7 protein-coding genes and 1 pseudogene are annotated in these 14,925 nt (G+C 67.6%); 5 read left to right on the top strand and 3 right to left on the bottom strand.

What is annotated here, in order from left to right:
• Positions 1–70: 70 nt before the first annotated feature.
• A complete protein-coding gene (gene metG / locus ACIO1C_RS05415; protein ID WP_401858870.1) occupies positions 71–1,675 on the top strand; it encodes a methionine--tRNA ligase in 1,605 nt (534 codons plus the stop codon).
• A gap of 72 nt (positions 1,676–1,747) precedes the next feature.
• Here metG and ACIO1C_RS05410 read toward each other — a convergent pair whose 3' ends face one another.
• On the bottom strand, positions 1,748–2,569 hold the full coding sequence (locus ACIO1C_RS05410) for a L,D-transpeptidase family protein (RefSeq protein WP_401858868.1): 822 nt from the start codon (positions 2,567–2,569) through the stop codon (positions 1,748–1,750).
• 457 nt (positions 2,570–3,026) lie between these two features.
• On the opposite strand from ACIO1C_RS05410, the gene ACIO1C_RS05405 reads away from it, so the two are divergent.
• The 3 genes from ACIO1C_RS05405 to ACIO1C_RS05395 all read left to right on the top strand — a co-directional run bounded on the left by ACIO1C_RS05405 (position 3,027) and on the right by ACIO1C_RS05395 (position 9,300).
• The gene (locus ACIO1C_RS05405) at positions 3,027–6,887 is read left to right on the top strand and encodes a hypothetical protein (protein WP_401858866.1); all 3,861 of its coding nucleotides are present in this window, start codon (positions 3,027–3,029) and stop codon (positions 6,885–6,887) included.
• On the top strand, positions 6,884–7,945 hold the full coding sequence (locus ACIO1C_RS05400) for a hypothetical protein (RefSeq protein WP_401858864.1): 1,062 nt from the start codon (positions 6,884–6,886) through the stop codon (positions 7,943–7,945). Before ACIO1C_RS05405 ends, ACIO1C_RS05400 begins: the two co-directional genes overlap by 4 nt.
• 68 nt (positions 7,946–8,013) lie before the next feature.
• Positions 8,014–9,300 (top strand): Ig-like domain-containing protein, encoded by a 1,287-nt coding sequence (locus tag ACIO1C_RS05395; RefSeq protein WP_401858862.1) that lies wholly within the window; start codon positions 8,014–8,016, stop codon positions 9,298–9,300.
• Between the two features lie 66 nt (positions 9,301–9,366).
• Here ACIO1C_RS05395 and aspS read toward each other — a convergent pair whose 3' ends face one another.
• Positions 9,367–11,145, bottom strand: a complete 1,779-nt coding sequence (gene aspS, locus ACIO1C_RS05390; protein WP_401858860.1) for an aspartate--tRNA ligase — start codon at positions 11,143–11,145, stop codon at positions 9,367–9,369.
• Between the two features lie 134 nt (positions 11,146–11,279).
• Between aspS and ACIO1C_RS05385 the strand changes: the two genes are divergently transcribed.
• Entirely contained in the window at positions 11,280–13,535 is a 2,256-nt protein-coding gene (locus tag ACIO1C_RS05385; RefSeq protein WP_401858858.1) for a SpoIIE family protein phosphatase, read from the top strand.
• A 293-nt stretch (positions 13,536–13,828) separates the two neighbouring features.
• Here ACIO1C_RS05385 and ACIO1C_RS05380 read toward each other — a convergent pair.
• Positions 13,829–14,908 (bottom strand): annotated as a pseudogene (locus ACIO1C_RS05380) (AI-2E family transporter); the annotation flags it as partial.
• Positions 14,909–14,925 lie beyond the last annotated feature (17 nt).

Here is a 14,925-nt window from a genome sequence, read left to right as displayed (position 1 = left end):
CACGCGCGACCGGCGGCGGTCCACTTTATGGATGTGAAGCCACCACCACCGGCCCTATACCATTTCGACCATGGCGGCCACTGGATCCGAAGAGCAGGGTGGGAAGGCGTATTACGTCACCACCCCCATTTACTACGTCAACGACGCTCCTCACCTGGGCCACGCCTACACGACCGTCGCAGGGGACGTGCTCACCCGCTGGCACCGCCAGCGCGGCGAGAAGGTGTGGTACCTCACCGGCACGGACGAGCACGGTCAGAAGATCATGCGCACCGCGGAAGCGAACGGCGTCACCCCGCAGGCCTGGTGCGACAAGCTCGTCGAGGAGTCCTGGAAACCCCTCTGGGAGCACCTCAACATCGCGAACGACGACTTCATCCGTACGACGGAGAAGCGGCACACGGACCGCGTGCGGGAGTTCGTGCAGGACCTGTACGACAAGGACGAGATCTACAAGGGCGGGTACGAAGGCCCGTACTGCGTGGGCTGCGAGGAGTACAAGCTCCCCGGTGAGCTGATCGAGGACCCCGACGGCGTCAAGCTGTGCGCGATCCACAAGACACCGGTGGAGATCCTCAAGGAGGAGAACTACTTCTTCAAGCTCAGCGCCTGGGGCCCCAAGCTCCTCGCGCACTACGAGGCCAACCCCGGCTTCATCCAGCCCGAGTCCGCCCGCAACGAGGTCGTGAACTTCGTCAAGCAGGGCCTCCAGGACCTCTCCATCTCCCGCTCGACGTTCGACTGGGGCGTCCCGGTGCCGTGGGACGAGAAGCACGTCATCTACGTGTGGATCGACGCGCTGCTCAACTACGCGACGGCCGTCGGATACGGCGCCAACCAGGAGAAGTTCGACAGCACGTTCCCCGCCGACGTGCACCTCGTCGGCAAGGACATCCTGCGCTTCCACGCGATCATCTGGCCCGCGATGCTGATGGCGCAGGGTCTGCCCGTACCGGGCAAGGTGGCCGCCAACGGCTGGCTGCTGGTCGGCGGCGAGAAGATGTCCAAGTCGAACCTGACCGGGATCAAGCCGCAGGACCTCACCTCGCACTTCGGCGTGGACGCCTACCGCTGGTACTTCCTGCGGGCCATCGCCTTCGGCCAGGACGGGTCGTTCTCCTGGGAGGACTTCAGCGCCCGCTACACCTCCGAGCTGGCCAACGACTACGGCAACCTCGCCTCGCGCGTCGCCGCGATGGTCGGCAAGTACTTCGGCGGCAAGCTGCCGGAGGCGACGGCGCCGGGCGACGCCGAGCAGGCCGTACGGGACGGTCTTGCCAAGGCCCTCGCCGAGGCGGACCGCAGGATCGGTGAGGAGCTGGACTTCGCGGGCGGTATCGCGGCGGTCTTCGACTTCGTCAAGCAGGTCAACGGCTATCTGACCGAGCAGGAGCCCTGGAAGGTCGCCAAGGACACGTCCGAGGCCGGCCAGGCCCGCCTCGCGACGATCCTGTACACGGCCGCCGAGGCCCTGCGCGGGGTCGCCGTCCTGCTCAACCCGGTCATGCCCGACACCTCGCAGAAGCTGTGGGACTCCCTCGGCGCCGCCGAGTCGCTGGGCGCGCTCGCGGACCAGCGGGTCCAGGACGCGGCGGACTGGGGCCGCCTCGCGGTCGGTACGACGGTGACGAAGGGCGCGGTGCTCTTCCCCCGCCTGGAGGAGAAGCCCGCGTAACCACCTCCGTGGAACGGCAGGCCCGGGACCGTACGGTTCCGGGCCTGCCGTCGCTCACGGACACCCGGCAGGTCAGTGCGCCAGGGACGCCTTGTCCCCCATCACCACCACCGGCCGCTTCCCCGGGTCCAGCGTCCGCAGCAGTTCCTTCATGCGCGGGCGCGCCAGCGAGACGCAGCCCTGCGTCGGACCGCCGTGGTCCACGTGGATCCAGATGCCGCCGCCCTTCTCCTCGCCCAGGGGGCGGCCCAGGTGGCGGGGGGTGTGGCCGGGGCGCCGGTTGTAGTTGATGGCGACGACGTAGTCGAAGGACCCCTCCAGCGGCTCGTCCTCGAAGCCGGTGCCGGAGATCGCGTAGTCCGAGGAGCGGTCGTACGGGAGTCTCGACCCCGGATCGCGCAGTTCGCCGCCCGCGTCCGTGAGCCCGAACACCCCGATCGGCGAGCGCCGGTCGCCCGCGTCGTGGTCGTCGGTCCAGCCCCGCAGCCCGTTGTGGGCGGGCCACGGGCCCGACACGACCTGCCAGCCCGCCTCCGGGTCCCGCTCGTAGACCAGGACGGTCGAGCGGTTGGAGTTCCGGGAGCGGCCGATCGCCACGACGGCCTGGTTGCTGTCCTCGGGGAGGCCGGCGCGGGTCTTGGGGCCAAGGCCGGGGATCTCCGCCGGTACGTCGGTACGGAGCACGGCGGCGCCCCGGTGCTCGGCGGCGGCCCGCTGGGCGAGGGGACCGGCGGCGCCCGCTCCCGTACCGCCCGGGTCGTCCTTCCCGCTCATGACGGCGCCGCCCGCCGTGCCGCCCTCGGTCCTGCCCGCCGTGCCGCCGCCGCAGCCGCTCAGCAGGCCGCCGAGCAGCAGTCCGACGGCCAGGAGCAAAGAGGTGGACGCGCGTTTCATGTCGCCTTCCAGGGGTCTCTCGGATTCCGGGATCTCTCGACCAGCACTCCGGGTCACCATAGGTGACAAATGACTCATCACAGGAAAAATCGCTCGATGGCACTCCAGGTGCCGCCCGAACCCCGACGGCCCCCGGCCGTGGCGACCCGCGTCCGACACCGCCCGCGCCGCCGCGACAGACCCCGCCAAACACCTCTTCCCCACGGGTCGCGCTCACTCATCCAGCCCGAGGAAATACCGAAGACCGCGCGGATGAGCCGGGCCGCACCAAGCGGGCTAAACGCACCTACCACCATAACGTTTCTGCTTCACTCTTTCGTGTCGGACGCACATTCCCCTGAAACTCGGCCGGGCTTCAGCATGTAACTTCAAAGCCGCCGCATTTGGCGCACAGGTCCGCCGATGATTTTCCAGTCAAACATTCCTGGGCAATTCTCAAACGAATGGATTTCCGACGATGGTGATGACCGAGGCGAAGCCGACCGTTGAGGACGAGGCATTCCCTGAGGAGCCACGCATCGCGGCGGACGAGGCGTGGCCGAAAGCGCTGACGTTCGAGGTGAAGGCCGATACGGAAGAGCAGGGGCGGGCCCCCGCGACAGTCACCCTGCTGCGGCCGGTGAAGAACGACGTGCAGGCGGACCAGTTACTGCTGGACCGGGTGCCGGTGCAGCGTGACATGTGGTCGTTCGACGAACAGAGCAAGGCGTTGTCCTGGAGCGGACCGTACGGCGGGGGGCGGATTCTCTTCGGCGGGGACCACAGGTCCGGCCATGGAATCCTGGGCAGGCTGGGCAGCGACGTCGGCGTCGAACTCATCACCGAGACGGCGTTCGTCTGTGACATTTCGCGTGATGCCGGAGCGCAGTTGCTCACGCAGGGAAAGATCGTCCTTGGCCTGACCTGGGACGTGGAATCCGACAAGTGGAAGAAAGCCACGTGGAGCAGTGATGATGTGCTCCGGTTTGATTACTCTGTCGATTCAAGCGGCGGAAAATTTGATCCCACCGCGACGGGGACAAACTTCAGCGATCTGCGGTGCGAGGACTGCACCTGGAATCCTGGAGAGAAGGGGACGGACTTTTCCTTCGAAATCGACGCAGGCGTCAGCCATGGCGGAAGTTTTATCTACAAGTTGAACTTCGCCATGAACTCCGGTGCTGTGACGGGGGACAGCTGCCCCGATGAGACACCGCTGTATCCGTACCGGTTGCAGTGCGATCAGCCGGCATCGGTGGACACGCTGGCCGGCGCCATCCTGGTCGGCGCCCCGGACGCCACGGGCACGGTGTACGGGCTCAAGGGGACCTATGTCGACCCTGTCGTGAGCGGCTACTACCGGCTGCGGGGTGGCGAGGGAACGGCTCCTTCGGTGCTGGGTGTCTTCGGGGGCAGGCTGTATGCCGATGACAAGCCCGTCGCCCAGGCGTTCGTCCGGGGCCGGCAACTGGTCTGGAAGGACCTGTCCGCCGCCGCGCGCAGTGCGACCGGGCTGCCGCGGAACGGCATGCTGTCGTTCTCGGTGGACGGTTCCACGGCCAGTGAGGACGGCCTGTCCGCCTGCCGGATGGCCGGCTCTCAGGTCAGGGCATTCGTGGTGGCGCAGGCGCAGCGGTATCCCGCTCTCTCCGCGCGACTCGCTCTCCCGGCCGACGACAACGCCGTGGCGGGCAGCGGCGACCTCGACATCAACACCTTGATGGTGATGACGCCCTACAGCAAGAACACCAAGGGTGAGTGGTCGGACGATGTGCAGGCAGGGGTCCGCGAAGACCTTCACACCCTCATGAGCTGCTGCGTCCCCAGCGACCAGTGGTCCACGCTCTTCCCCGGCATGGAGCAGCCCACAGCCACGGGTGAACTCGCCACGGTGCTGGCCACACGCGTGAAGGGGAAGGAAGCCAGGCCCTGGTACGAGTCCCTGTCCACCCGCGTGCTGGCGCAGGGTCTGGCCGGGGGGACCGCGGACAACGAGAGGAAGCTCAACGGCCCCCGGGCGGCCATGTGGCTCAAGGACCAGGTCGCGGTCAACGACATCTACCGCGGGCACAGCAGCCTTCTCTTCGCATACCACTGGAAGCTCAAGAACCCTCTCTTCCAGCAGTATCTGGATGACCAGAGCAAGCACACCGTCCAGCAGGGCAAAGACATCGACGGCTACGTCGAGGGCTGGCTCAAGGCGATGGACACATGCTCGACGCTCACCGGGCCGGAGCGCCAGAAGATGAAGACGCTCATCGAAGAGGCCGGACAGAACGGAAAGTCGGGACGCTACTGGGCTTTCGGAGCCTACTGTCGGCTCACCCACCCGCGCACCTGGGCCAACTTGCAGGCCCTCATGACGAATCCCAGCCGGGACCAGGCGGCGCTGACTCTCATGGTGCAGCAGAACGTCACGCTTCTCACCGCACTGGACAGCAGCGGCTACTTCGCCCGCAAGTACTTCGAATCCCTCCAGACCGTCCTGTCGAGCGTATTCCTCCTCCAGTCCATCAGCTATTACGGCAAAGCCACCGACTACGACTTGATCCTGGAGTATCTGAAGAAGTTCGTCGAGACCAACCTCGCGTCAGAGAATCCTGAAATCAGGAAGCACGCCGAAACTCTCAAAGCCCTCCTGGCCGAGGAGAGCCAGACGCACTTCATCCAGAGCTCAGTGACCGCCATGCAGCGTGCGGCTTCAACCAAGAACGTACTGCTTCCCTTCGGGAAGGTCGCCGCGGAATTCGTCGACAAGTGGTACCCGGAGCACATGACGAAGTCGGCGTTCAAGGGATTCGGCAAGTTCTTCGGAACCATCCTCGCGAGCGGGATGAGCGGTCTGGTCGTCTTCAACATGCTCGGCCCGTACCGTGATTGGAAGAATCTCAACGCCGAGCAGCGGGCGGAGATCATCACCAACACGGTCCAGCTCGGCACCGAAGCACTGAGCAGCGTCGTCACCGGTGGTGTCAAGGTCTACGCGATCTTCACGGCCGACGGACTGAGCGCCTGGCAGCGGATGAAGACACTCGCCTGGGCAACCCTCGGGGGTCAGCCGGAGGCCCTCAGCGAATCCATGAGCAAAATGGGCAGCAGTCTCGCCCGCTGGCTCGGGGGCGTGGCCGAGGACGCCGCCGCGGCGGAGGAGGCCTCGTTCTTCGCCCGGATGATGGGCAACAGTCTGACGAAGTTCCTGGCCACGCGTATCGGACCGCTCTTCATCATCACCGGCATGGCCTTCAGCATCTACGAGCTGACCCGCGGCGGCAGCCCGATGGAGATCGCCTCCCAGGTCCTTTCCCTGGTCAGCGGAGCCCTCGCTCTCTTCGCCCTGGTCGGCGAGTACCTCCTCGCCTCCGTCCTGAGCGAGGCGGCGATCGCGGTCATCATCCCCGTCATCGACGTCCTCGCCGTGGCGTGCGCCCTCGCCGGTCTGGTCCTCGCCCTGTTCGCCATGTACAAGACGCCGCCGAACCCCGTCGACGAATGGATCAGGAAGTACGCCGAACCGGCCGGCCTGACCACTCGCTCCCACGGCTCGGCCATCGACTACGCCATCAGCTACAACCTCAAGGAGCAGGAAGACCTTGAGATGCTGGGAGCCCAGCTCAGCAACGGGAACAAGTTCCTGGTGGCCGGGCAGGACGGCGCCATCACCCCCGGCCCGGCGGACAACACCGGTGCCGTCGTGTGGGGTCCGGAGACCAACGGTCTCGGCCTGACCCGCTTCACCGCCCTCGTCGGCAAGGGCAAGACCCTGGTCAGGCAGTACCTCACCGTCATGAAGAACGACACCGTCGTCTTCGCCGACGAGTCCACCAAGGACAAGCCCACCCCGGATGCCGTCACCCAGTACTGGCTCGCCCACGTCACCGACGACGCGACCCTCACCAAGGACGACAACCTCAAGAGCCTGCCGTTCACGCTCCAGCCGGTCTACGCCGATGCGAGCGGCTCGTACAGCCCCTCCGCCGCCAAGGGCTACCTCGCTCTCAACAGTTCCAGCGGCGTGCGTCTGGTCGAGGAGAGCGGCACCACCTGGACGCTGACCATGGCCGGCCGCGCCCCCGAAGCCATGACCATGGACGACATCGTCGTGCTCACCAACACCCAGTCCGTCACCTACACCCCCGTGCTCGGAGGCGGCAGCAAGCCGATGACCTTCAAGATCAAGGACGGCCGGCTGCCTTCCTTCATGAAGCTCGACGCGGATACCGGCGCCATCAGGGCCGACGACACCATCACCGAATTCCCCGTGACCACGTACACCATGGTCGCCACCAACAACCTGGGCAGCACCGAGGCCGCGTTCACCATCGAGGCCAAGGCGTCGTGAAGCTGTCGGACGACATCCTGGCGCAATTGGGCACCGCCCTCAAAGGGACCATCCGTGAGAGAGCCGGCGGCTCCGACGACCTGTCCGGCCAACTGTGCGCGCTGATCGACACCATGCCCGGGCACAGCAAAGCCGCGCCCGCTGTCAAACTGCACAGCGATCTGCTCTTCGAATCGAGCAGTAAACCGTTATGTGGGCTTGTGGGATGGTCCGAGTCACCCCCGGGAGAGGGCAAATGGGCAGGATCGAGGCAAGGCGCCTTCCATGGTGGCGCCGAACCCCTTTTATACGGAGAACTCCTCTTCCCCCATGTGGGTGAGAAATATGATCAGCTGGCTCCTCTCCGGAACATCTTCAGGAAATACCTTCCAAATGACTACACGGCGATGTGGCTTCCGGCTTATTTTCTGTTGGAAGCCGTTCGGCTCAATTTGGGCGAAGTTCCAGATGCGCCCTCGGCCGAACTGACCGCCAGCTCCGACTTCATGAACTGGATCGGCCAGCTCAAGGGGTACGTCCAGGCGGCAGCCATGGAGACGTACGCATGGGTTCTGCAGAACAAGTACGAACCAACCACTCTGGCACTCAAAGAGGCAATTGGTTCGGATCAAGGCGCCGAAGCACGGCAACACCTTGAGAGCGCGATCATGGACGGCCGGTTCACCACCCAGGTGCAGATCATGCTGCAAAGCGACCCTGGCGGTGACGTCCTCTGGTTCCTCTTCAACCTGTGGGTCTTCCTGCTGTCCCTCGGCGAGAATGACGTATCGGCAAAGATCACCGAATTCAAGAACGCCGGCCTGCCGGTGCCGGACCAAGTCGGTCCGGACCACTGGTCACGGACATACAGCGACTGGTCACCCTACGGGGAAGAGTACTTCTTCAACCGGGCACGCGACTACTTCTCAGCGACCACCATGACAGTCCAGTGGATGGTGCAACCGCCTTACGAGCCATTCCAGTCCACTTACAGCCCGTCTCTGGCCTTTCGGTACAAATTCGGCAGGCTTTCCGAGCGTTATGGCAAGCCCGCGGCATCGACGGAGCAAAACGCGTAAGCAGGGCAACCCGGGTCGCGAGACGAACTCGCGACGGAAAATCCAGCACTGACACAGCGAGGTTGAAAATGGCAGTCAACAACGGAACCGGCGCCCAGGACGGGCCGTACGTCATCCACGGCCGCGGCAAGGACAAGGCACCTGCGGACGCCTTCTCACTGTTCGCCGACATCAACTACAACGACGGCGGAACGCGGGACAAGATTCTCGTCATTCCCGCCAAGGGCACGGCGAACAACTTCAGCGACTACGGATTCGACCAGAGTGACGACGGCGTGAGCGCCGTCGTCAACAACACCACCATCGACAACATCCTCTTCACGCGCACCAATCAGGGCGGCAGCCAGCTGCCCGTCAAGGCGGGCACGTCGATCGACGACATGACGGCGATCCCGCTGTCCGGCAGCGCGACCGGCACATGGAACGATCAGGCCCAATCCGCCCTCGCCTTCGCCAAGCCCGTGCCGCCCCCGGTCTTCACCGCTCCCACGGCCGGCGCGCCGACCGAGAAGCGCCGCCAGCCCGTCCAGGGCACAGCCGCCTCCGACGTACAGAAGGTGCTGCTCTACGAGGGTGCCAAGCTGCTGAGCACCTGCCCGGTCACGGACAGCAAGTGGGAGTACACCCCGGACGCCGACTGGTCCCTCGGGCAGCAGGACCTCACCGCCGTGGCCGAGCGCGACGAGGTGACCTCGGGCAAGGCGTATCTGCGCTTCTACGTCACGCTCCCGAGCCCGGTCGTGGACATCAGGTCGCCGCTGAACGGCGCGGAAGTCGACACCGCGGCCTCGATCGACGGCGTCGCCTTCCACGCCGAGTCGGTGAACCTCAATGAGGGGGGCACCAAAATCGGCAGCGCCAAGGTGAACGGTCAGAACTGGTCGTTCACCCACGAAGGCGAATGGAGCACGGGCAGTCACACGGTGACGGCGAAGGCGGTCGGCGGCGGCGGCCAGGAATCAGACCCGGACACCGTCACCTTCACCGCGGCGAAGAAGAACCTCACCGTCGAGCAGAAGTTCAATACCAGCTGGCTGGACGGGGAGACCCAGAAGTACATCTACTCCTACGACATCACCATGTACGCCGGCGAATCGGCTGTGACTCATTGGAACGTCGGATTCGGTCAGCTTCCGGTCGGGTCGGTCCTCTACAAGGAGTTCGCCGGCACCTTCTGGGGAATGATCATTGACGACGGCTCCAACGGGGACGTCCTCCTCGGCTCGCCCCCCGAAGGTGTCCACATGGTCCCCCAGGGCGGCAACCTGCCCATCCGGGTCCTCGTGCTCTACCCGACGCAGGAGGACGCGCACAAGCAGCTCTACGGCCTCTTCGCCAAGTCGCTGTCCAAGTAGCGGACACCGCCGGACGGCCTGGCGGCGCTCCCCGCGCGCGCTGCCAGGCCCGGCCTCGGCAGTCGGTTACTCGGCCGGGCCCGACTTCGCGACCGGCTTCCGCAGCGCCACGTTCAGCTCCCGCAGCCGCGACTCGTCCAGTTCCGTCGGCGCGCCCATCATCAGGTCCTGGGCGTTGCCGTTGAGCGGGAAGGCGATCGTCTCGCGGATGTTCGGCTCGTCCGCGAGCAGCATCACGATGCGGTCGATGCCCGGCGCGATGCCGCCGTGCGGCGGGGCGCCGAGGCGGAACGCGCGCAGCATGCCCGCGAACTCGTGCTCGACGGTGTCCCGGTCGTAGCCGGCGATCTCGAAGGCCTTGATCATCAGCTCGGGCTCGTGGTTACGGATCGCCCCGGACGACAGCTCGATGCCGTTGCAGACGATGTCGTACTGCCACGCCAGGATGTCCAGCGGGTCCTTCGTCTCCAGGTCGGACAGACCGCCCTGGGGCATCGAGAACGGGTTGTGCGAGAAGTCGATCTTCCCGGTCTCCTCGTCCTTCTCGTACATCGGGAAGTCGACGACCCAGCAGAACCGGAAGACGCCCTCCTCGAAGTGCCCGGCGCGCTTGGCGGCCTCGACGCGGACCGCGCTCATGATCTTGGAGACCTCGCCGAACTCGCCCGCGCCGAAGAAGATCGCGTGGCCGGGGGCGAGGGAGAGGCGCTCGGTGAGGACCTTGACGTTGTCCTCGGTGAGGAACTTGGCGATCGGGCCGCTCAGCGCGCCGTCCTCGCCGACCCGCACCCAGGCCAGGCCCTTGGCGCCCAGGCCGACGGCGTAGTCGCCGAGGCCGTCGAAGAACTTCCGCGACTGGCCGGCCGTGTCCGGCACCGGCAGGGCGCGCACGTGTTTGCCGGCGAACGCCTTGAAGTCCGAGTCCTCGAAGACGTCCGAGATGTCGCTCAGCTCAAGCTTGGCGCGCAGGTCGGGCTTGTCGTTGCCGTACTTGACCATCGACTCGCGGAACGGGATCCGCGGGAAGGGCGAGGTGACCTCGCGGCCCTCGCCGAACTCGGTGAACAGCTCGGTCATGAGCTTCTCGATGGGCTGGAAGACGTCTTCCTGCTCGACGAAGCTCATCTCGACGTCGAGCTGGTAGAACTCGCCCGGCGAGCGGTCGGCGCGGGCGTCCTCGTCGCGGAAGCAGGGCGCGATCTGGAAGTAGCGGTCGAAGCCGGAGACCATCAGCAGCTGCTTGAACTGCTGCGGGGCCTGCGGCAGCGCGTAGAACTTGCCGGGGTTCAGCCGGGAGGGGACGACGAAGTCGCGGGCGCCCTCGGGGGAGGCCGCGGTGAGGATCGGCGTGGCCATCTCGTTGAAGCCGAGCGCGGTCATCTTGTGGCGGATGGCGGAGATGACCGCCGTACGCAGCATGATGTTGCGGTGCATGCGCTCGCGGCGCAGGTCGAGGAAGCGGTACTCCAGGCGCCGCTCCTCGTTGACGCCGTCCTCGGTGTTGATCGTGAAGGGCAGCGGGCCCGCCGCGCCCAGGATCTCGACCTCCGAGACCTCGATCTCGATCTCACCGGTCGCGAGGTCCGGGTTCACGTTCTCCGCGCCGCGCGCGGAGACCGTGCCGTCGATGCGGACGACGGTCTCCTTCGTGAGCTTGGACAGCTCCTCGTTCGCGGCGGTGCCGGGACGGGCGACGAGCTGGACGAGACCGTAGTGGTCCCTCAGATCGATGAAGAGGATGCCGCCCAGGTCTCGGCGATTGTGCAGCCAGCCGCTCAGCCGGACGTCGGTGCCGACGTCAGAGGCGCGGAGCTCGCCGCAGGTGTGGGACCTGTACCGATGCATCGTCTTTCATCCAGTCTTCGCAACTCGGGGTCATGGTGGTTTGGCAGCGCTGGTGGTGACCGCCACAACCTTATCGCCCGCCGCTGAGGCCTCCTCATTGGCGTTTGCTCTACAGATGTTCATAAAGTGTGACAATGCGCACCGAGGAAGTCCTGGCCGCGATCGCGACCGGCATCTGGCGCTGGGACGACGCGACCGGCCGCGTCACCCTGGACGCCGAGGCGGCCCGGCTCCTCGGCCTGCCCGCGGAACCGGCCTCCCTCACCGCGTCGGGCGCGCGCTCCCATTTCCACCCCGTGGACTGGAACGAGATCCAGGGCATCGTCAACCTCGCGGTCACGGAGGGGACCCTCGCCGAGGCCCGGCTGCGGATCATGAACGAGAAGGGCCGGGTGCTGCGTACCGTACGGGCGCGGTCCAAGCCGGTCGTCAGGACGCTGCCCGACGGGGTCCAGGTGTACGAGCTGATCGGCACCCTCCAGGAGGTGGCCGAGCCGCGTCCCGGCACGGCCATCGAGGGCAGCTCGATCACCGGGGACTGGCGCCGGTCCCGCGAGGCGTTCCTGCTCGACGCGGGGCGGGCGCTGGCGGAGGCCCGCTCGACGGCCGAGGTGCTGCGGGTCGCGTCGTCGCTGTCCATGCCGGGCTTCTCGCCGGACGGTCTCGCGGTCTTCAGCACCTCGCCGTCGCAGGAGGCGTTGCGGATCGTCGGCCTCCTCGGGAACACGTTGGCTGACGCGGACGACTTCTCCAGCCTGACGGTCGACTCCGACTATCCGGCGTCCGAGGTCATCAGGACGGGCCGGGCGATCTACCTGCCGACGGCGGAGTCGTACAAGGAGCGCTACCCGGACATATGGCCGCGCATCGAGCCGTTCGCGCGCAACTCCTGGGCCTTCCTGCCGCTGACCGTCGCGGGCCGCACGCTCGGCACGTGGATGGCGGCCTTCAAGAACCGCGTGGCGTTCTCGCCCGACGAGCGGTCCGTGCTGAACACGGTGGCGCGGATGCTCGCGCAGGCGCTGGCGCGCGCGGGGGTCACCGAGAGCGAGCGCGAGCTGTCGCTGGGGCTCCAGCGCTCGATGATGCCGACGCTGAACACGGACATCCCGGGGATGTCGGTGGCGGCGCGGTACGTGCCGACCGGCGGCGGGCTCCAGGTCGGCGGCGACTGGTACGACATGATCCCGCTGCCGGGCGGCACGACCGAGGCGGAGGGGCGGGGCAGCGGGCGGTTCGCGCTGGTCATCGGGGACGTACAGGGGCATGACGTACGGGCGGCGGGGCTGATGGGGCAGCTGCGGATCGCGCTGCGCGCGTATGCGGCGGAGGGGCACCGGCCCGACGCCGTGCTGTCCCGGGCGTCGCGGTTCCTCGCGGGGATGCGGCAGTTCCCGGGGCCGGAGAACGACGGGGGTACGGGGACGGTCGCGGGGCCTTCCGCCATGGCCGGCGACGGTTCGCCGGACTCCACCATGACGGACGAGGAGTACGAGAGAAACGGCCCCCGCTTCGCCACGTGCCTCTACATGGAGGTCGACCCGGAGAACGGGACGCTGGAGATCGCGCGGGCGGGGCACCTGGACCCGGTGTTCCGCATGCCGGACGGGACCGCGTTCATCCGGCAGACGGCGGGCGGGCTGCCGCTGGGCATCGAGGCGGACTCCGACTATCCGACGACGCAGATCACCCTCCAGCCGGGGGAGCTGCTGATGCTCTGCACCGACGGGCTCGTCGAGACCGGCGGCCACGACCTGGCGACCGGCTGGGACCGGCTGCGGCCCGTGCTGGAGGGCGACACGGGGTCGTCCCTGGAGGAGCTGGCGGACGCGCTGATGGGCGTCGTGCACGGCCCCGGCTCCCACTACATGACGGGGCCGCTCCCGGAGCACCGGGAGGACGACATCGCGCTCGTCCTGCTCGCGAGGGACGGCTCACAGCCCCGGGCCGACCGGGAGCCGCCGCCGCGGCGCACGGCGCTGACGATCGCGCAGGCGGAGCCGGAGGGGATCTCGGGGGCGCGGCGGCAGCTGCGCGACCTGCTGCACGACTGGTCGGACGGCGAGCAGGTCGACGCGGCGGTGCTGATGGTCTCGGAGATGGTCACGAACGTCCTGGTCCACACGGACGGCGACGCGCTGCTGGTCGCCGAGGCGGCGGGCGAACGCGGCGACCGCCGCCTGCGGGTGGAGGTCGCGGACGTGAACGACGAACTCCCCCACCGCCGCCGCCCCGGCGAACTGGCGTCCAGCGGGCGCGGGCTGATCCTGATGGAGGTGCTGGCGGACGCGTGGGGGGTGAATCCTCGGGGCGAGGGCAAGTCGATCTGGTTCGAGCTGTACGAGTCCGGAGACCACGAGCCTGACGACTCCGCGCGGCCGAACGCCTGACGCGGCCCCGGGGCCACGTGTTGTCCTCAATCGCCGGACGGGCTTGATTTGCCCGCCCCGGGCCGCTGGGGCCGTCGAGGCCACCTGAACCGCCCACGCCACCGATCCGGTCTCTCCATCCCACCGGGCGCCTCGCCCGCAGATTCCCGACCCGGGGCGGCCCTATCAAGCCCGTCCGGCGATTGAGGACGAGGCGTGGCCGCAGGCCGCGTCGTGTTGCCCGAGGGGTCCGCGTCGTCAGGGGCGGCCGGGGCCGCGGAATCGCTTCCGCCGGGGGCCTCCGGGGCGTCCGGACCCGAAGGGCCCCCCGCAGCCGGGTCGTCCGGGCCGCCCCCCGGGCCCATCCGGAGCCGTACCTCCGACAGAACCCCCATCGCCGCCGCCGTCAACGGCACCGCCAACAGCGTCCCCAGGATCCCCGCCGTCCCCGCCCCCGCGGTAATCGCCAGGAGGATCACCGCCGGGTGCATCTGGACCGTACGGCTCTGGATCAGCGGCTGGAGCAGATGCCCCTCCACCGCCTCCACCCCGACCAGCACCGCCAGCACCCAGAGCCCGACGCCGAAGCCGCGGTCGGCGATCGCGACCAGGACGGCGACCGAGCCGGAGAGCAGCGCGCCGACAAACGGGATGTACGCCCCGACGAAGACGAGCGCACCGAGCCCGATGGCCCCGGGCACCCGCAGGATCAGCAGCCCGGCGGTGATGCAGACGGCGTCGATGAGGGCGATGAGCGTGGTCCCGTGCATGAACCCCGCCACCGCCCGGAAGGCGTGCCGGGCCATCGCCTCGACCGTCTCCCCCGTCGACGCCGGCGCCAGCGAGCGGAACGCCCGCGCGATCCGCCCCCCGTCCCGCAGGAAGAAGAAGATCAGGAGCAGCGCCAGCACCGCCGTGGCGATCAGCTCCGCCACCAGGCTGATCCCGTTGACCACCTCGGACGCCGCCGTCGCCCCGTACCGCGAGAGCAGCGACTTCGCGTTCTTCGCGAGATCGTCCAGCGACGCCCCCGCGAACCCGAAGTGCTCCGAGAGCGTCTTCGCCGCGTCCCGTACCGACGTGACGATCTGGTTCCCGTTGTCGACCAGCGCGTTGACGACGATGTACCCCGCCCCGCCGACCACCACCACGACACACAGGCACGTCAGAAAGGCCGCGACCGACCGGTTCACCTTCAGCCTGACGAGCCACCCGTACACAGGCCCCAGCAGCGCCGTGCCCAGAATGGCCAGCAGCACCGGCGTGACCACCGCCTTGAGCGTCAGCGACAGCCAGATCACCACCGCCCCCACCGCGGCGGCCAGCACGATCACCCCGCACCAGGCGGCGAACCGCGAGGCACCCCGGGGCAGCAGCGGCGACGGCGAGGGCATCTTCACCCGCCCACCCG

Source organism: Streptomyces sp. NPDC087420, from assembly GCF_044744165.1.
GTDB lineage: Bacteria > Actinomycetota > Actinomycetes > Streptomycetales > Streptomycetaceae > Streptomyces.
Note: the sequence above shows the minus strand (reverse complement) of the source record. Positions and strands in the feature narration are given on the sequence as shown.

Coding starts and splice junctions, on each gene's coding strand:
- metG (WP_401858870.1), top strand. CDS start 71: ATGGCGGCCACTGGATCCGAAGAGCAGGGTGGGAAGGCGTATTACGTC.
- ACIO1C_RS05395 (WP_401858862.1), top strand. CDS start 8,014: ATGGCAGTCAACAACGGAACCGGCGCCCAGGACGGGCCGTACGTCATC.
- ACIO1C_RS05410 (WP_401858868.1), bottom strand. CDS start 2,569: ATGAAACGCGCGTCCACCTCTTTGCTCCTGGCCGTCGGACTGCTGCTC.
- ACIO1C_RS05385 (WP_401858858.1), top strand. CDS start 11,280: ATGCGCACCGAGGAAGTCCTGGCCGCGATCGCGACCGGCATCTGGCGC.
- ACIO1C_RS05405 (WP_401858866.1), top strand. CDS start 3,027: ATGGTGATGACCGAGGCGAAGCCGACCGTTGAGGACGAGGCATTCCCT.
- aspS (WP_401858860.1), bottom strand. CDS start 11,145: ATGCATCGGTACAGGTCCCACACCTGCGGCGAGCTCCGCGCCTCTGAC.